Genomic DNA, 18687 nt, shown 5'->3' on the forward strand with positions numbered 1-18687 from the left:
GGAGCGCGGTTATGGGGATGTCAGAAGCGCATGCCGATGCTGAACTCGGCGCCTTCGCTGCCGATCCCGAAGCTTGCGGCGCCGAAGCTGAAGCCGATCAGCGCGCCTGTCATCACCTGCCGCGACGTATGTTCCCCGGCATGGACCCGGCTCGCCGCCGCCAGCCCGGCGGCGCCATAGGCGGCGGCCCCGGCAAGCGGTTCGTCATCAAAGCATTTCCCGGCCAGATCCGCCGCGCCGAATGCTGCCGCCGCCGAGTGGCCCGAGGGGAATCCCTTGCCCTCGCCCGAGGGGCGGCGCGCGATGGGGGTGCCGTCGGTCCATGATTTCAGCGCCAGGACCACCGCCGCCTGCATCAGGCCGCGCACCGCGAAATCCTCCAGCCGGTCGTCGCGCGCGGCGCAGATTGCCGCAGCGGCAGGCAGGCCGTATTTCATCGCAGTGCCGAAATCCTCGAACGGGTCGGCCGCGGCGGGAAGTGCCGCTATTCCGCAAAGCCCCGCCAGAACAATCGCTTTCATTGCCACGCCCCTTGCATCGCGCCGCTCAAAGAGCCGTCCCGGCCAGTCCGATCACCCGGTCCATCCGCTCGGCCAGCGCATGGTTATGCGTGGCGATCAGGGCCGACAGCCCGGTTTCGCGCACCAACGCCATCAGCACCTTGAAAACGCGGTCGGAAGTTTCGGGATCCAGGTTCCCCGTCGGCTCATCCGCGAGCAGCAGGGCAGGGGCATTCGCAAGCGCCCGGCAAAAGGCCACCCGTTGCTGTTCGCCGCCGGATAATTGCGCGGGCCGGTGATCGGCGCGATGGGCAAGCCCCACCCGGTCCAGCAGATCGGCGGCCCGTTCCGCCGCCGCCCGCTGGCCGGTGGCATTGGCAAGCTGCGGCAGGATGATGTTCTCGGCGGCGCTGAACTCGGGCAGCAGATGGTGGAACTGGTAGATGAAGCCCAGTTCCTGCCGCCGCGCTTCCGTTCGGGCGCGGTCGCCCAACCCGGTCAGGTCGCGCCCGTTCAGCACGACCCGCCCCGAATCCGGCGTATCCAGCAATCCGGCGATATGCAGCAAGGTCGATTTGCCGGCCCCCGAAGGCGCGACAAGGGCCACCACCTCGCCTCGGGCGACGCTCAGGTCCAGCCCGTGCAGTACCTCGACCGGGGCGGGGCCGTCCTTGCCATAGGTCTTGGAAACGCCTTCCAGCCGCAAAACCTCACTCATAACGCAATGCCTCCACCGGGTTCATCCGCGCGGCCCGGCGCGCCGGGAAGATCGTGACGATGAAGGACAGCGCCAGCGACAGGCCGATGGCCCGGAAGATGTCCCATGCCCGCAACTCGGCCGGCAGGCGATAGATGCCGCGCACCTCCGGCTGCCATGCCCCGCCATTCGTCAGCGCGTTCAGCGCTGCCATGATGCCGTCCACGTTCAGCGCCAGCAATACGCCAAGGATCACCCCGGCGATCGTCCCGATGATGCCGGTAAAGGCCCCGCAAAGAAAGAACACCCGCAGCACCGCCCCCTCGGTCAGGCCCATGGTCCGCAGGATGCCGATATCGCCGCCCTTGTTCTTGACCAGCATGATCAGCCCCGAGGTGATGTTCATCGAGGCGATCAGCACCAGCACCGAGAGGATCACGAACATCACGTCATCCTCCATGTCGAGCGCCGACAGGAAACTGCCCGAGGCGTCGCGCCAGTTCCACACCTGCGCGCCGTCACCCGCCGCCTCCAGAAGCGGCAGCGTCCAGTCATCGACCTTCTCGGGGTCGGTGACGAAGACCTCTATCTCGTCGGCCACGTTCTCGCGGTTGAAATAATCCTGCGCCTCGGCCAGCGGCATGTAGATCCGGGTGCGGTCGATGTCATAGCGGCCGGCGCTGAAGACATAGACCACCTCGTAGGATTTTACCCGTGGGGTCGTGCCGACCGGAGTCTTGGCCCCCTCGGGCGCGATCAGCTTGATCTTGTCGCCGATATTGAGGTTGAGCTCGCGCTGGATTCCCGCGCCGATGGCAACGCCCTTGTCGAAATCCTCGACACTGCCCTGCGAGGTCTGGGGATCGACGATCCTTGGCATCGCCTTGAGCGCGTCCAGCGACACGCCGAAGATCTCGGCCACGTTCGAGGAATCATTCGCCGTCGCCATGACCTGACCACGCACGATCGGGGTAGTCCGCTCGACGCCGGGCAACTCGGCCAGTTTCGCGGCCATCGCATCGTAATCCTGAATCCGGCCGGGAACGACATAGACGTCATCGGTGAACTCGTTCTCGACCCGCTGCGGTGCCATGTAGACGGTGGTATGTGCATTCGCGCCAAGGATCGTGTCCACGAACTCGGCCCGGAACCCGGCCCGCACCGCCAGCGTGGCGATCAGCGCCATGACGCCAAGGGCGATGCCGATCAGGCTGATCCATGTCATGACGCTGACACCGCCCTCGGCGCGACGCGCGCGCAGGTATCGCCAGGCGATCATGAATTCGTACCGTGAAAATGGCGCGGGGCTGGACATGCGTGAAGCCTCTGATTTTGGGCGCAGACCCTGACCGCAGAGCCCGGAAAGATCAAGCCGACAATGCCGTGAGGTCTTCTTCTTTGCTCAAATACCTGTATTGCGGCACCCGGCATCCGGTGCGACAAGCGACGCATGGCAAAATCCGTTTCCACCTTCACCTGCACCGCCTGCGGCGCCACCCACAAGAAATGGGCCGGGCGCTGCGATGCCTGCGGAGCATGGAACACCATCACCGAAGAGGCTCCGCTGTCGCAAGGGCCGGGCCGAAGTCTCGGGGCGGCCAAGGGGCGTGCGGTTCCCCTGTCGGGACTCGCCACCGAGGAGCCGCCGCCGCCGCGCAGTCATTCGGGGCTGGCCGAACTGGATCGCGTGCTGGGCGGCGGGCTGGTGCCGGGATCGGCGGTGCTGGTCGGCGGCGATCCGGGCATCGGCAAATCGACGCTTCTGCTGCAAGGTGCCGCCGCCTTCGCGCGGGCCGGGCTCAGCGCCGTGTATATCAGCGGCGAAGAGGCCAGCGCGCAGGTGCGGATGCGTGCCGGGCGTCTTGGCCTGACCGACTCGCCGGTGCGCTTGGGGGCCGAGACCAATCTGCGCAATATCCTCACCACGCTGGATCGCGAAAAACCCGACCTGGCGATCATCGATTCGGTTCAGACGCTCTGGGCCGATCATGTCGAGGCGGCACCGGGCAGCGTGGCGCAGGTCCGCGCCGCCGCGCATGAACTGGTCACCTTCGCCAAGCGCAGTGGCGTGGCCATCGTTATCGTCGGCCATGTCACCAAGGATGGCCAGATCGCCGGCCCCCGTGTTGTCGAACATATGGTCGATACCGTCCTGTATTTCGAAGGCGAACGTGGTCACCAGTTCCGCATCCTGCGCAGCGTCAAGAACCGTTTCGGTCCCGCCGACGAGATCGGCGTGTTCGAGATGACCGGCGCCGGGCTGGCCGAGGTCGCCAACCCCTCCGCCCTGTTTTTGTCCGAACGCGGTCAACCGGTGCCCGGCAGCGCCGTCTTTGCCGGGATCGAGGGCACCCGCCCGGTGCTGACCGAGGTGCAGGCGCTGGTCGCCCCCTCGACACTGGCCTCGCCGCGCCGCACCGTGGTCGGGCTCGATTCGGGGCGCGTCTCGACCATCATCGCCGTGCTCGAGGCGCGCTGCGGCATCCCCTTCGCGGGGCTGGATGTCTTCTTGAACGTGGCGGGCGGAATGCGCGTCAACGAACCTGCCGCCGATCTCGCCATCGCGGGCGCGCTCCTGTCGGCCAGAGAGGACAGCGCACTTCCGCCAGAGGCCGTGCTTTTCGGCGAAATCAGCCTCTCCGGGGCGCTTCGACCTGTCGCTCAAGCGGAAAACAGGTTGAAAGAGGCGCAAAAACTTGGTTTTTCACAAGCGATTTTACCCGAAGGCCAGAAGGTCGAGGGCTTGGGCGGCATGGGCGTCACGCGCATCGCCGATTTGACAGGATTTGTGGGCGAGGTTTTCGGCGCCGGCTGAACCGCCTGAAATGCAACGATATCCGGCGCAGGGGCAATGCTATGGACGGTTTCACGATTATCGATGCGGTGGTGGCCGTGGTCATCATCCTCTCTGCGATTCTGGCATGGTCGCGGGGATTCGTGCGCGAATCGCTTGCCATCCTCGGCTGGATCGCGGCGGCGGTGCTGGCCTTCGTCTTTGCCGCGACCGCGCGCCCGATGATCGCTCAGCTCCCGGTGCTGGAACGTTTTCTGGGCGATAGTTGCGAACTGGCAACGATTGCCGGTTTCGCGGTGGTCTTCGCGCTGGCGCTGGTGGTGTTCTCGATCGTCACGCCGCTGTTTTCCTCGGTCGTGCAGCGCTCGGCCCTCGGGGGGATCGATCAGGGCATGGGCTTTTTGTTCGGCGCCGCCCGCGGCATCCTGATCGTTGCCATCGCCTTCATCGTCTATGACCGCGTAATGACAAGCTCGCAGGTCGCCATGGTCGATAATTCCCGCTCGGCCCAGGTGTTCGAGCGGCTGCGCGGAGAGATGGACGAACAGATCCCCGACGACGCGCCCGGCTGGATCGTGCGCCGTTATGAGCAGCTGGTCGATGGCTGCATTGCGACCGGCGAAGCGGTGGATGCCGAGCAAACACCGCCCGCCGCGAATTGATCCGGATAGCGGTTCAGTGAGCTTCATGACGAATTGATGAAGGAAAACCGCCCCCGCGGCCATGCGGGGGCGTGACTTTTGAAGTTCATGGCACTACATAACCAATGACAGCCAGACGCTATTCAGGATCGCCCATGCAACCATTCCTGGCCCATCCGTTCGATTCGGACCGCCTGCACGAGGAATGCGGAATTTTCGGAGCGATCGGTGTAGCCGACGCTTCCAACTTCGTCGCATTGGGGCTTCACGCCCTTCAGCACCGGGGGCAGGAGGCGGGCGGCATCGTTTCGCATGATGCCGATCAGGGTTTCAACAGCGCGCATCGCTTCGGCTATGTCCGCGACAATTTCACCAAGGCCGATGTGATGGCGACCCTGCCGGGGCCGCTGGCCATCGGTCATGTGCGCTATTCCACCGCCGGATCGAAGGCCAATACCGCCATCCGCGACGTGCAGCCATTCTTCGGCGAGTTTCACATGGGCGGCTGCGCCATCGCCCATAACGGCAATATCACCAATGCCGCCGCCCTGCGCCGCGAACTGATCGAGCGCGGCTCGATCTTCCAGTCCTCCTCGGACAGCGAATGCATCATCCACCTGATGGCCCGCTCGATCCAGCGCAACATCCCCGAGCGGATGAAGGACGCGCTGCGGCGGATCGAGGGTGCGTTCTCGGTCATCGCCATGACCAGGACCAAGCTGATCGGCGTGCGGGACCCGCTTGGCGTGCGCCCGCTGGTGCTGGGCCGCGTCGGGGATGACGGTTTCGTTCTGGCCTCGGAAACCTGCGCGCTGGACATCATCGGCGCCGAGTTCGTGCGCGAGGTGGAACCGGGCGAGATGGTCGTCATCTCCAAGGGCAAGGTCCAGACCTCGCGCCCCTTCGGTCCCTCGCAGGGGCGTTTCTGCATTTTCGAGCATGTCTATTTCTCGCGCCCCGATTCTATCATCAGCGGCCGCTCCGTTTACGAGACACGCCGCCAGATCGGGGTGGAACTGGCTCGCGAGGCACCGATCGAGGCCGACCTGGTCTGCCCGGTGCCCGACAGCGGCACCCCGGCGGCCATCGGATTCGCGCAGGAATCGGGGATTCCCTACGGGATGGGGATCATCCGCAACCAGTATATGGGCCGCACCTTCATTGAGCCCACCGACCAGATCCGCAACATGGGCGTGCGGCTGAAGCTGAACGTGAACCGCGCCCTGATTCGCGGCAAGCGGGTCGTGCTGGTCGATGACAGCGTGGTGCGCGGCACCACCAGCCGCAAGATCAAGGACATGATCATGGATGCCGGTGCCGCCGAAGTGCATTTCCGCATCGCCAGCCCGCCGACCGCATGGCCCTGTTTCTACGGCGTCGACACGCCGGACCGCGACAAGCTGCTGGCCGCGCAGATGACACCCGAGGAGATGCGCGAATGGATCGGCGTCGATTCACTGTCCTTCGTGTCGCTGGACGGGCTTTACCGCGCCGTGGGCGAGGCAGGCGGGCGCAACGCCAAATGCCCGCAATATTGCGATGCCTGCTTCTCGGGCGATTACCCGGTCGCACCCTTCGATCAGTTGGAGCGGGGTTTCCGCATGAAGCCCGGTTCGGAAACGGCGCTTAACGAGGCGGCGGAGTAGGATCCTGCCATCTGCAGGGCTGCGTCTTCATTTGATTCCGGGGCTCTGCCCCGAACCCCGAGATATTTGCATGAAGAAGAAGGGGCGAAACGACTGGCCGAAGGGGGACGCGGTTGAAGGGTGATTGCACCGCACAGCCCCGCGCGCTACATGGCCAGATCATGAGCAACCGCCCCGAACTCCCGCCCGAAATCGCCCGCCGCCGGACCTTTGCGATCATCTCGCATCCCGACGCGGGCAAGACCACGCTGACCGAGAAATTCCTGCTTTACGGCGGCGCCATCCAGATGGCCGGGCAGGTGCGGGCCAAGGGCGAGGCGCGGCGGACGCGGTCGGACTTCATGAAGATGGAGCAGGATCGCGGCATCTCGGTCTCGGCCTCGGCGATGAGCTTCGATTTCGACGGGCATCGTTTCAACCTTGTCGATACGCCGGGTCACAGCGATTTTTCCGAGGATACCTATCGCACCCTGACAGCGGTGGACGCGGCGATCATGGTGATCGACGGGGCCAAGGGGGTCGAAAGCCAGACCCGCAAGCTGTTCGAGGTCTGCCGGTTGCGCGACCTGCCGATCCTGACCTTCTGCAACAAGATGGACCGTGAAAGCCGCGACACGTTCGAGATCATCGACGAGATCCAGGAAAACCTGGCCATCGATGTCGCCCCGGCAAGCTGGCCCATCGGCGTGGGGCGCGAGTTCATCGGCTGTTACGACATGCTGAACGACCGGTTGGAGCTGATGGACCGGGCCGACCGCAACCGGGTGGCGGAATCGGTGAAGATCGACGGGCTGGACGATCCGAAACTGGCCGGGCATGTGCCGGAGAACCTGCTGGAAAAGCTGCGCGAAGAGGTCGAGATGGCGCGCGGGCTCTTGCCCGAATTCAGCCGTCAATCCTTCCTTGAAGGCCACCTGACCCCGATCTGGTTCGGCAGCGCGATCAACAGTTTCGGCGTGCGCGAGCTGATGATGGGGATCAGCGAATACGGCCCGGCGCCGCAGCCGCAGAACTCTGCCAGCCGCGAGATCGCGCCCGAGGAAAAGACCGTCACCGGTTTTGTCTTCAAGGTTCAGGCCAATATGGATCCCAAGCATCGCGACCGGGTTGCCTTCGTCCGCATGGCCTCGGGGCATTTCCAGCGCGGGATGAAGCTGACCCATGTGCGCACGAAAAAGCCGATGGCGGTGTCGAACCCGGTGCTGTTCCTTGCCGCCGACCGGGAACTGGCCGAAGAGGCTTGGGCGGGCGATATCATCGGCATCCCGAACCATGGGCAGTTGCGCATCGGCGACGCGTTGACCGAGGGCGAGGCGCTGCGTTTCACCGGCATTCCGTCATTCGCGCCGGAACTGCTGCAATCGGTGCGTGCCACGGACCCGATGAAGGCCAAGCACCTGGAAAAGGCGCTGATGCAATTCGCCGAAGAGGGCGCGGCGAAGGTGTTCAAGCCAGCGATCGGCTCGGGCTTCATCGTCGGCGTGGTCGGCGCGCTGCAATTCGAGGTTCTGGCCAGCCGGATCGAGCTGGAATACGGCATCCCGGTGCGGTTCGAGGGCTCGCAATTCACCTCTGCCCGATGGGTGCAGGGGCCGAAGGACAAGGTCGATACCTTTGCCAATGCCAACAAGGGGCATATGGCCCATGACCATGACGGCGATCTTGTCTATCTGACCCGGCTGCAATGGGATATCGACCGCATCGAGCGCGACCATCCCGATCTGAAGCTGACCGCGACCAAGGAGATGATGGTCTGAACGCATCGCCCGGCGTGGGGCGGTGCGAAGGGGTTGCGGCTGTGAACCTGTCTTCCGGTATCGTCCGGGATCACAGGCGGTCGCGATCCTTGCGGATATCGCCGATGGCCAGCACCGGGGAGGCCTCGATCTCACCGGCATTCAGCATTCCCGCCACCCGGTCCAGAACGGCAAGGACCATTTGCTGTTCCCAGGTTTCGAGCTTCTCGAAATTCTTGACGAAATGCTGCTGCAGGGCGTTCGGGGCGTTTTTCAACGCTTCGGTGCCCGCTTGCGCGATGACCACGTTGGTCTGCCTGCGATCCATGCTGGACCGCTGGCGGCTGACCATCTCGCGCCTTTGCAACTGGTCGACCAGGGCGGTCACCGTCGCCTGGCTGACACCCATCTGATTGGCCAGCGCCGTTGGGGTGGCGCTGCCGCCTTCGCGGCTGGCCAGGATTTGCAGCACGCGCAGCTTGGCCGGTGTGAGCCGGGCGGCTTGCGCCAGTTCGCGCTCGTAAAGTTCGGTCGCCCGCAGGATGCGACGCAACGCGATCAGGGCTTCGTCCAGGCGGTTGTCGGCGGTTTGCTCATGATGCGATCATCACATGAAATGCCCGGGCCGTTCAATCTGCAAACCATCGGGAAAATATTTTGCTTGACTAAGCTGTTTTTGGGGGCTCTTCGAAGGAAATTCCGTCAAAAGCTTCGTAATGCCAGCCATTTAACTGATATTGGCTGAATTTTGCCATAACGGTTGCAACCATGGGGCGGCTTCATTAGTTAGTAGGACAAAGCAAAACAGAGATCGGATTCCATGCCCAAAGACGTGAACGAGATCGAAAAGCACCGCAACCGGACGATTGTCCTGCGCAAGCCGCGCAGCACCGACGGCTCCGCCATCTGGGATCTGGTGCGCGCGTGCAAGCCGCTGGACGAGAACTCGATGTATTGCAATATCGTTCAGGCCGAGCATTTCCGCGACACCTGCGTGGTGGCGGAAATGAATGGCGATATCGTCGGCTGGATTTCGGGTCACATGATCCCGAACGAGGATGCGCTGTTCGTCTGGCAGGTGGCTGTCAGCCCGCGTGCCCGTGGGCTGGGACTTGGCCGCAAGATGCTGGAGCATCTGATCGGCCGCGATGCCTGTGCCGAGGCGCAGCAGCTCAATACCACCATCACCAAGGATAACGAGGCCTCCTGGGCGCTGTTCCGCAGCTTTGCCCGCGAGGTGGGTGGGGAGCTTTCCGACAAGGCGCATTACAAGCGCGATCTTCATTTCGACGGCCAGCACGCCACCGAGCATATGGTGACGATCACCCTGCCGGAGGAGGCGGGCGCGACTTCGGCCGCAGCCTGATCTGCGCCCAACAGGCCGACCCCATCAAGACGCACAAGGTGCGAAAGGACTTCTTATGCCCAAGGACATGACCAACGGTACCGATATCGGTATTTTCGAGCGCCGCGAAAGCGCGGCGCGTTCCTATTGCCGGGGTATTCCGGCTGTTTTCACTGCCGCGCGCGCTCGATCCTGACGGCTCAGGACGGATCGGAATATATCGATTTCCTGGCCGGTTGTTCCTCGCTGAATTACGGCCATAACGATGCGGATATGAAGGCCGCGCTGGTCGAGCATATCACCGCTGACGGGCTGGCCCATGGGCTGGATCTGCACACCGATACGAAAGCCGGATTCCTGTCGGCATTCGAACGTCATATCCTTGTGCCGCGCGGGATGGATCACCGGGTGATGTTTACCGGCCCGACCGGCGCGAATGCCGTCGAGGCGGCGATGAAGATCGCACGCAAATCGACTGGCCGCACGAATATCGTCGCCTTCACCAATGGCTTCCATGGTGTGACCATGGGGGCGCTGGCGGCGACCGGCAACGGCTATCACCGTGGCGGCGCGGGCATGGACAAGCAGGGCGTCACCCGGATGCCCTATGACGCTATGCCGATGGTGTCGACGGGGCCGCGCTGCTGGACCAGATGCTGTCCGACGCCTCGGGCGGGATCGACGCACCCGCCGCCATCATGCTGGAGACCGTGCAGGGCGAGGGCGGGCTGAACGCCGCGTCGGGCGGGTTCGTCCGGAAAATCGCCGGGGTCGCCAGGAAGCATGGCGCGCTGCTGATCATTGATGATATCCAGGCCGGTTGCGGCCGGACCGGCACCTTCTTCTCCTTCGAGGAGATGGGCGTCACACCCGATATCGTCACCATGGCGAAATCCATCTCGGGCTTCGGCCTGCCGCTGGCACTGGTCCTGGTGCGGCCCGAGCATGACGTCTTTGGTCCGGCCGAGCATAACGGCACTTTCCGGGGCAATACCCATGCCTTCGTCACCGCCCGTGTCGCGATCGAGAAATTCTGGGCCGCCAAGAGCTTCGAGACCGAGCTGGCCGGAAAGGCCGCGCTGATCGAAAAGCGGCTGACCGAGCTGGCCGCTCTGGTTCCCGGAGCCTTCCTGAAGGGCCGTGGGCTGATGCGCGGCGTCGATGTCGGATCCGGGGATCTGGCCGGGAAAATCTGCGCACGCGCCTATGAGAAGGGGCTTGTGATCGAGACTTCGGGCAGCGAAGATCAGGTCGTGAAGGTCCTGGCCCCGCTGACCACCCCGGTGGAGACATTCGAAAAGGGTTTTGACATCCTGCTGGATGCGGCCCGGGAAATTCTCGACATGACCAGGATTGCAGCGGAGTAAGACAGAGATGATCGTTCGCGACTTCAACAAGTTGAAAGACACTGACCGTTCCGTTTCGGATGCGCGCTGGAACTCGGTGCGGATGCTGCTGGCCGATGACGGGATGGGGTTCTCGTTCCACATCACCACGCTCGAGGCGGGATCCGAGCATACTTTCCACTACAAGCATCACTTCGAAAGCGTCTATTGCATGTCGGGCAAGGGCTCGATCACCGATCTGGCGACCGGCGAGACGCATGAAATCAAGCCCGGTGTCATGTATGCGCTGAACCTGCATGACAAGCATACCCTGCGGGCCGAGGAAGAGCTGGTCATGGCTTGCTGCTTCAACCCGCCGGTAACGGGCAAGGAAGTCCACCGCGAAGACGGCTCTTACGCCCCGGTGGAAGAACTCACGGACTGAACATGACCCATACTGTCGAGAAAATCGGCGGCACTTCGATGTCGCGCGTGAATGAATTGTGCGACACGCTGATCATCGGTGACCGCAAGGGGGCCGATCTTTACGGACGGATTCTGGTCGTCTCGGCCTTCGGCGGGATCACCGATCTGCTGCTGGAACACAAGAAATCCGGCAAGGCCGGGGTCTATGCGGCCTTCGCCAGTTCGGATTCCGATCATGGCTGGCACGAGGCTCTGGACCGCGTCTCGGATGCGATGGTCGCGGCGCATAAGGCGGTGCTGGATCATCCCGGCGATATCGAGCGCGCGGATGCCTTCGTGCATGATCGCATCCTTGGCGCCCGCAATTGCCTGATCGATCTGCAGCGCCTGTGCACTTACGGCCATTTCCGCCTGTCCGAGCATATGCTGCAGACCCGCGAATTGCTGTCGGGACTGGGCGAGGCGCATTCGGCTTTCGTCACCACGCTGATGCTGCAACGCGCAGGCGTGAATGCCCGTTTCGTCGACCTGTCGGGTTGGCGTGACGAGGGCGATGTCAGCCTGGACGAGCGTATCAAGGGCGCGATGAAGGATGTCGATCCGGCAACCGAGATGCCCATTGTCACCGGCTATGCGCAATGTGCCGAGGGGCTGATGCGCGAATTCGACCGTGGCTATTCCGAGGTGACCTTCTCGCGGCTGGCATCGCTGACCGGCGCGCGCGAGGCGATCATCCACAAGGAGTTCCACCTGTCCTCGGCCGATCCGAAACTTGTCGGGCAGGATGCCGTGCGCAAGCTTGGCCGGACGAATTACGATGTCGCCGATCAGCTTTCCAACCTGGGCATGGAGGCGATCCATCCCAAGGCCGCCAAGACGCTGCGCCAATCGGGCGTGCCGCTGCGCGTGACCAACGCCTTTGAGCCCGAGGACCCCGGCACGCTGATCGACGATCAGCCCGCCGACGGGCCGAATGTCGAGATCGTGACCGGCCTCGATCTGTTCGCGCTGGAACTGTTCGAACAGGACATGGTCGGCGCCAAGGGCTATGACAGCGCCGTGCTGGATATCCTGACCCGGCATAACGTCCGCATCGTCTCCAAGGTCTCGAACGCCAATACAGTCACGCATTACGTTGACAGCTCGCTCAAGGTGCTGCGCCGGGTCGAGAAGGACCTGATCACGCGCTACCCTTCGGCGCGGGTAACATCGCGCGCGATCTCGATGGTTGCCGCGGTGGGGCGCGACCTGAACGGGCTGGCGGTGCTGAGCCGCGGGCTGAACGCGCTGGCCGATCATGGGCTGGAGGCGATTGGCGCGACGCAGGGGCCACGCCCGGTCGATGTGCAATTCATCGTCGAGCGCGAGGTGATGAAGCCCGCGATCAAGGCGCTGCACCATGCGCTGATCGAGAATTCCGACCGCAAGATGCTGAAAGCGGCGTAAGATCTCCTCTCTTGCCGGCCATTGATGGGGCGGCAGGCTGCTGCTGCATCCCGATCTGCATGCTCCCGGTGTCGCCGGGCAGGGTAAGGCTGGACTGGCGCCCATACGCAACGCATCCGACATGATCGCCGGAAGACGGGGCAGCGTCCGAGACGGCAGCGAGATGAGGATGGCCGATCCGTTGCGGGGCTCTCGTCAAGGCCGCAAAGGCGATGTTATGGTTCCATCGTGACGCATACGTTGTGCAGCCATGGGGAGCGCGACGGTTCCGATGGCCCGTAAACCAGGAATTGCATCGATGGCTCGCCAGATCCTTCTCCTGATCGAGAAAAGCGCGCATTGCCTGTCCTATTACGACACTGGCAGCGGCACGAGACTGCATAGCGTGCCGCTGCCGGATTACCCGCATGAGTTCACGCTGGACGACAGGCGCGCGATGGCCTGGATCGGGCATTACGGCGTGGCGAATTCGGGCAGTGCCGACCGGGGCGGGCATGAGGTGCTGGCGCTGGATATCGCGGGCGGACGGATCACCGGCCGGCTGAGTCTGGGCAAGGGGCTGAACCGCCCGCATGGAGTCGGCATGGATGGGCGGGGCCGGCTTTACGCCCTGTCCGAAGGGGCGGGGCGAATCGCGGTTTGGGACGATCCGGGCAGGGGGGGCGCGCCGGATCGCACGGTGCCCGTCGGGGGAGAGAAACCGCATCTCTTCGCCGTGACAGCGGATGGACGGCGCTGCTATTCGACCAATCTCGGCAGCAATGACGTGACGGTTTTCGACCCGCGGGATCCCGGGGTGACGCCGGTATCGATCCGGACCGGCGACAAGCCCGAGGGCCGGCTTCTGCGGGCCGATGAGAAGATGCTCTTCGTCACCAATCGCATCAGCGAAACCGTCGTCGCCATCGATACCGCGACATTCGAGATCCTGGCCCGCGAAAGCGTATCCGGGGATCCGGTGAGGATCTTTCACGATCCCGGGCGCGGGCGGCTGATGACGATCGACTATCTGGGAAAGACGATCTCGCTGCTCGATGATCGAAGCCTGAAGATATCCAGGCGGGTGGCGCTCGATTCCCGGCCGATCTCGATGAGCTTCGATCATGGCATGCGGCGGGCCTTCGTCAGTATGGACAGCGATGAGATCCATGTCCTCGACCTGGACGCGCTGACGGTCACGCAGCGATTCGCGACCTTCCGGGAACCCGATGTCTCGGTGATCGTCACGCTGGATGAGCAGGCAGAGGCGGTTGCCGGGGGGAGCCCCGCGGCATGATTTCGCGCCAGGAGGATGCCGCTTTCCGTGATCGCGAATGCCCGCCCAAAAATCCTGGCTTCGTTTCGATTATCTGCGCTTGCATATGGTGAAGAAGCAACAAATCTGTTCAGTCATGCGTTGACCGGAGCGCCCGGTGCCGAAACGGGTTCCGGGCTGGCATTGGACCACGTGGTATTCGATTGATCTCGGAGTGATCGGCAGATGACGGAATGGCACCAATCCTTTGATACGCGTTTTGATCGCTTCGTGCTGAACAACGCGCCGCCGGAACGTCTGGCAGGCGGGTTCCGCTGGCTGGAGGGGCCGGTCTGGTTCGGCGATGCGGGATGCCTGCTGTTTTCCGACATTCCCGCCAACGCGATCATGCGATACACCCCGCCGCTCGGACCGGGAGAGGGGCAGGTCTCGGTCTATCGCTACCCGTCGAATTTCGCCAATGGCCATACCCGCGACCTGCAGGGGCGCCTGATCAGCTGCGAACACGGCTCGCGCAGCGTCACCCGGACCGAGCATGATGGAAGCATCACCACATTGGCCTCGCATTATCGGGGCAAGCGGTTGAATTCGCCCAATGACGTGGTGGTGAAGTCCGATGGCTCGATCTGGTTCACCGATCCGCATTACGGCATCATGACCAATTACGAAGGCTGGCAGGCACCGCAGGAACTGCCTTGCCATGTCTATCGCATCGATGGGCAGAGCGGCGAATTGCAGGTCGTCTGCGACGATTTCGCCTGTCCCAACGGGCTGGCGTTCTCGCCGGATGAAAGCCGCCTCTACATCGCCGAAACCGGCCTGATGTTCGATGCCGACGCCACGCGCCATATTCGTGTCTTCGATGTCGGGGCGGATGGGTGCAGCCTGAAGGGCGGAGAGGTGTTTCATGGGGTCAGCCCCGGCGCTGCCGACGGCATCCGGCTCGACAGTGACGGCAATCTGTGGAGCTCGGCCCGGGACGGTGTGCATTGCCTGTCGCCCGAGGGAGAGCTTCTGGGCAAGATCATGATCCCCGAAACCGTCGCCAATATCTGTTTCGGAGGGCGGGGCAAGTCGCGGCTTTATATCTGCGCCACGACATCGCTTTATGCCATCACGCTCAACCGCTCGGGCGCGCAGCGGCCATAGATCGGGATCCCGGGGAAGCCATGGAGGAAACCGCCCATCCGCAAGCGAATGCCGGCCATCCGGGGGCGCAGGCTTCCCGGCTGTGCTTTCACCATATCGCCAAGAGCTTTGGCGGAACGCAGGCGCTTGACGATGTTTCGATCACGATCGAGGCGGGTGAGATCGTCGCGCTTCTGGGGGAGAACGGGGCCGGGAAATCGACGCTGATCAAGATCCTCGGCGGTATCCATCATGCCGATTCCGGCGGGATCACCCTTGATGGCATGCCCTATCATCATCAGGCCCCGCGCTTTGGCAGGAAGCAGCCCGTGGCCTTCATCCACCAGGATCTGGGCCTGATCGACTGGATGAGCGTGGCCGAGAACATTGCGCTTGCCCCGGGATTCGCCCGGCGCGGAGGGCTGATTCATTGGCGCAAGGTCAGGAAACTGGCCGTCGAGGCCCTGGACAGGCTGCATTGCGATATCGATCCCGACAGCCGGGTCCACGACCTTGGCCATGCCGAGAAATCCCTGGTCGCCATTGCCCGCGCATTGGCCGTCGATTGCCGCTTTCTGGTGCTGGACGAGCCGACCGCCTCCCTGCCCGCGGAAGAGGTCGAACAGTTGCTGTCGCGGCTCAAGCGGTTGAAGGCGCGGAGGGTCGGCATGATCTACATCTCGCATCGCTTGCCCGATGTGTTCGAGATCGCCGATCGGGCCGTTGTCCTGCGCGATGGCCGGCTGGTGTCGGACCGCCCGCTCGCCGGGACCGATCCGGATCGGCTGGTGCGGGAAATCGTGGGGCGTTCCACGCAGAACCTAGGCAAACGACCGGCGCCGAAAGGGCAAGTCCTCGCCACGATCCGCAATTTTCGCGGGGCAAAGACCGGTCCGCTCTCCTTCGATATAGAAGCGGGCGAGCTGTTGGGCCTGACCGGGCTTCGCGGTGCCGGGCATGAGGATGTGGCGCGGGCGATCTTTGGAGCGGAGCCTTGCTCGGGCGAGATCACGATTGACGGCATCAGGCTCGATCATTCCCATCCGGGCCATGCGATCGAGGCGGGCATCGGCCTGATCGCCCGTGATCGCCTGAGGGAGGCCATCGCGCCGGGGTTGAACATATCTGAGAATATTTTTCTAAATCCCCAAATCCATGGGCGAAACTGGTGGAGACCCATGACAAGATCCGATGAAGCTGCCAAGGCCCGGATCGTTGGCGGGCGTGTCGCGCTGACCCCCAATGACCCGGAATTCCCGGTCGAGGCATTGTCGGGGGGCAACCAGCAGAAACTGGCATTGGGGCGTTGGCTGGAAAGCGGCCGTCGCCTGCTGCTATGCGAGGATCCGACCGTCGGAGTCGATATCGGAGCGAGGGTAGGCATCCACGATCTGCTGAACGAAACCGCAGCCAAGGGGAGCGGCATTCTGATCGTTTCGGGTGATTTCGAGGAAATCGCCGCTATCTGTCATAGAGTGTTGGTTTTTTCCGGTGGTCGGATCGTCGATGAGATCGCGGGAAAGACCCTGACCGTCGAGGCGCTGATCGCCGCCGCATCCGCCCGCCAACCCGTGACGCGAGGAGCGTGAAGATGCAGTCTCTGAAATCCGACGCATTGGAACCGACCCGTCCCGAACTGGCGCGGCTCCCGGCCCGGGCGAGGCTGATGAGCCGATTGCCGGTCTACGGCCTTCCGATCCTGACCGTGCTGCTTATCCTGCTGTTCAGCCTGCTCTTGCCGCAGACCTTTCCGACCATGCTCAACCTGCGCTCGATCCTGGCGGACAAATCGATCATCGCCATTCTTTCCCTGGCGGCGATGATCCCCATGGTGACCGGCAAGCTCGACCTGACCGTGGGCTATGGCATCGTGCTGTGGCATATCCTGGTCATCAGCCTGCAAGAGGCCGGGCTGCCCTGGCCGGCGGCATGCCTGCTGGTGGTGATCATGGGCGGGTTGGTCGGCCTGCTCAATGGTGTCCTGATCGAGATCGCCAGGATCGACAGTTTCATCGCCACGCTCGGAACGGGAACCGTGCTCTACGCGGTGGCTCTGTGGCATACCGGGGGGCGGCAGATCGTGGCGGAACTCTCGCCCGCATTCCACGCGATCAATGCGACATTCGTCTTCGGATTGCCCGTCACCACCTATTACGTGCTGATCCTGGCCGTGTTGCTGTGGATCATGCTGGAATACACGCCGACCGGGCGTTTTCTCTACGCCATCGGCGCCAATCCCCGCGCCGCGATGCTCAACGGTATTCCGGTCGCGCGCTATACGATTGCCGCTTTCGTCATTTCGGGCATCCTGTCCGGCTTTGCCGGCATCCTGCTGGCCGCAAAGCTGCGCATCGGTCAGGCCAGTGTCGGGCTGGAATACCTGCTGCCCGCATTGGTCGGGGCCTTTCTCGGTTCGACGACGATCAGGCCGGGGCGGGTGAATGTCTGGGGCACGATGATCGGCGTCGCGATCCTGGCCGTCGGGATCTCGGGCATTCAGCAATTTGGCGGCTCGTTCTGGGTCGAACCGATGTTCAACGGCATGACCCTGCTGACCGCGATCGGGATCGCGGGCTATGCTCGGCGAAGGCGCGGAACGGGGAACAAGCCGGTCACATCGACCCGTACGGATAAAGGAGGTTGAATGAAGTATCTTGTCACATGCCTGGTACTTGGTTCGGGGCTGGGGATGCCTGCACAGGCGCAAACCGCCGATGAAGCCAAGGCGTTCATCGATAGATACACGTCACCGGTCAGCGAATGGACCGGCCCGACCGAGGGTCCCGAAGCGGTCGGCGGCAAGACCATCGTCATGCTGGCGGCGGATATGACCAATGGCGGGGTCCTGGGCGCGGCAAATGGTGTCGAAGAGGCCGCCGGGGCCATCGGGTGGGAGGTGACCACCATCGAGGGCGGCGGCACCGTCTCGGGGCGCAGTTCATCATTCGGGCAGGCGCTCGCGCTGAAACCGGACGGGGTGATCATTCTCGGTTACAATCCGGCCGAGCAGCAGACCGGCATGGAGCGGTTGCGCGACGCCGGTATTCCGATGGTGACATGGCATTCGCTCTCGGAGAACGGTCCCGGTGATGAGCACGGCATTTTCGCCAATATCACCACCGATGCGCGGGATGTCGCGCGCGCTGCGGCCTATTGGGCCCATATCGACGCGGGGGAAGAGCCAGCCGTGGTGATCTTCACCGACTCGACCTATCAGATCGCCATCGACAAGGCCGATTGGATGAAGGAGACGATCGAGGAACTGGGCGGCGAGGTGCTGGAATATGTGGATACGCCGCTGGACGAGACCTCGACCCGCATGCCGCAACTGACCACGACGCTGCTTCAGCGTCACGGTGCACGCTGGACCCATTCACTTGCCATCAACGATCTTTACTTCGATTTCATGGGGCCTTCGCTGGAAGCGGCCGGAATCGCCGGGGATGCAGCGCCCAGGAATGTGGCGGCCGGGGACGGCTCCGAGGCGGCATATCAGCGCATCCGCAACGCACGGTTCCAGGCCGTGACCGTGGCCGAGCCGCTGAACCTTCAGGGCTGGCAACTCGTGGACGAGATGAACCGCGCCCTGGCGGGCGAGGAATGGTCGGGCTACACCTCTCCGCTGCATATCGTCACGACCGGGAACCTGGACCGCGATGGCGGACCCGAGAATCGTTTCGATCCGGAGAATGGTTATCGCGAAGCCTATCGAAAGATCTGGCGCGGGAACTGAACCGCCGCCGCTGCC

At 63.5% G+C, this 18687-nt stretch carries 16 protein-coding genes and 1 pseudogene; 13 read left to right on the top strand and 4 right to left on the bottom strand.

The genetic code is table 11. The features are described 5' to 3' along the window. Positions 1 to 20 precede the first annotated feature (20 nt). The 3 genes from A7A09_RS02475 to A7A09_RS02485 are packed head-to-tail and all read right to left on the bottom strand — an operon-like array spanning position 21 to position 2512. A complete protein-coding gene (locus A7A09_RS02475; RefSeq protein WP_245999086.1) occupies positions 21 to 521 on the bottom strand; it encodes a phosphatase PAP2 family protein in 501 nt (166 codons plus the stop codon). 25 nt (positions 522 to 546) lie between these two features. Further along, positions 547 to 1218 (bottom strand): ABC transporter ATP-binding protein, encoded by a 672-nt coding sequence (locus tag A7A09_RS02480; RefSeq protein ID WP_106689884.1) that lies wholly within the window; start codon positions 1216 to 1218, stop codon positions 547 to 549. After that, a complete protein-coding gene (locus tag A7A09_RS02485; RefSeq protein WP_106689885.1) occupies positions 1211 to 2512 on the bottom strand; it encodes a lipoprotein-releasing ABC transporter permease subunit in 1302 nt (433 codons plus the stop codon). Before A7A09_RS02485 ends, A7A09_RS02480 begins: the two co-directional genes overlap by 8 nt. Positions 2513 to 2647: 135 nt before the next feature. Here A7A09_RS02485 and radA point away from each other — a divergent pair, with 135 nt between their 5' ends. The 4 genes from radA to A7A09_RS02505 all read left to right on the top strand — a co-directional run bounded on the left by radA (position 2648) and on the right by A7A09_RS02505 (position 8035). Continuing rightward, the gene (radA, locus tag A7A09_RS02490; protein WP_106689886.1) at positions 2648 to 4012 is read left to right on the top strand and encodes a DNA repair protein RadA; all 1365 of its coding nucleotides are present in this window, start codon (positions 2648 to 2650) and stop codon (positions 4010 to 4012) included. A 41-nt stretch (positions 4013 to 4053) separates the two neighbouring features. Next, complete coding sequence (locus A7A09_RS02495; RefSeq protein ID WP_106689887.1) at positions 4054 to 4653, top strand: CvpA family protein; 600 nt, start codon at positions 4054 to 4056, stop codon at positions 4651 to 4653. A gap of 134 nt (positions 4654 to 4787) precedes the next feature. Beyond that, entirely contained in the window at positions 4788 to 6278 is a 1491-nt protein-coding gene (purF, locus tag A7A09_RS02500) for an amidophosphoribosyltransferase (RefSeq protein ID WP_106689888.1), read from the top strand. Positions 6279 to 6439: 161 nt separating this feature from the next. Beyond that, positions 6440 to 8035: a peptide chain release factor 3 gene (locus A7A09_RS02505; RefSeq protein ID WP_106689889.1), complete on the top strand. Its 1596-nt coding sequence runs from the start codon at positions 6440 to 6442 to the stop codon at positions 8033 to 8035. Between the two features lie 70 nt (positions 8036 to 8105). On the opposite strand, the gene A7A09_RS02510 is transcribed toward A7A09_RS02505, so the two are convergent. Further along, positions 8106 to 8567 (bottom strand): MarR family winged helix-turn-helix transcriptional regulator, encoded by a 462-nt coding sequence (locus A7A09_RS02510; RefSeq protein ID WP_245999087.1) that lies wholly within the window; start codon positions 8565 to 8567, stop codon positions 8106 to 8108. 267 nt (positions 8568 to 8834) lie between these two features. Here A7A09_RS02510 and ectA point away from each other — a divergent pair, with 267 nt between their 5' ends. The 9 genes and pseudogenes from ectA to A7A09_RS02555 all read left to right on the top strand — a co-directional run bounded on the left by ectA (position 8835) and on the right by A7A09_RS02555 (position 18672). Beyond that, a complete protein-coding gene (gene ectA, locus A7A09_RS02515) occupies positions 8835 to 9380 on the top strand; it encodes a diaminobutyrate acetyltransferase (RefSeq protein WP_106689891.1) in 546 nt (181 codons plus the stop codon). A 55-nt stretch (positions 9381 to 9435) separates the two neighbouring features. Continuing rightward, positions 9436 to 10726 (top strand): annotated as a pseudogene (gene ectB, locus A7A09_RS02520) (diaminobutyrate--2-oxoglutarate transaminase). A gap of 7 nt (positions 10727 to 10733) precedes the next feature. Continuing rightward, on the top strand, positions 10734 to 11129 hold the full coding sequence (locus A7A09_RS02525) for an ectoine synthase (protein WP_106689892.1): 396 nt from the start codon (positions 10734 to 10736) through the stop codon (positions 11127 to 11129). Between the two features lie 2 nt (positions 11130 to 11131). Next, the gene (locus A7A09_RS02530; protein WP_106689893.1) at positions 11132 to 12556 is read left to right on the top strand and encodes an aspartate kinase; all 1425 of its coding nucleotides are present in this window, start codon (positions 11132 to 11134) and stop codon (positions 12554 to 12556) included. A gap of 298 nt (positions 12557 to 12854) precedes the next feature. Beyond that, positions 12855 to 13832, top strand: a complete 978-nt coding sequence (locus A7A09_RS02535; protein WP_106689894.1) for a YncE family protein — start codon at positions 12855 to 12857, stop codon at positions 13830 to 13832. 204 nt (positions 13833 to 14036) lie between these two features. Next, positions 14037 to 14960: an SMP-30/gluconolactonase/LRE family protein gene (locus A7A09_RS02540; RefSeq protein ID WP_106689895.1), complete on the top strand. Its 924-nt coding sequence runs from the start codon at positions 14037 to 14039 to the stop codon at positions 14958 to 14960. A gap of 20 nt (positions 14961 to 14980) precedes the next feature. Beyond that, positions 14981 to 16528: a sugar ABC transporter ATP-binding protein gene (locus tag A7A09_RS02545; RefSeq protein WP_106689896.1), complete on the top strand. Its 1548-nt coding sequence runs from the start codon at positions 14981 to 14983 to the stop codon at positions 16526 to 16528. Between the two features lie 2 nt (positions 16529 to 16530). Continuing rightward, entirely contained in the window at positions 16531 to 17583 is a 1053-nt protein-coding gene (locus tag A7A09_RS02550; protein ID WP_106689897.1) for an ABC transporter permease, read from the top strand. Beyond that, complete coding sequence (locus A7A09_RS02555) at positions 17584 to 18672, top strand: substrate-binding domain-containing protein (RefSeq protein WP_106689898.1); 1089 nt, start codon at positions 17584 to 17586, stop codon at positions 18670 to 18672. It begins immediately after the preceding gene. The last annotated feature ends 15 nt before the right edge of the window (positions 18673 to 18687 follow it).

It is taken from the genome of Paracoccus methylarcula (assembly GCF_003007735.2).
Taxonomy (GTDB): Bacteria; Pseudomonadota; Alphaproteobacteria; order Rhodobacterales; family Rhodobacteraceae; genus Paracoccus; species Paracoccus methylarcula.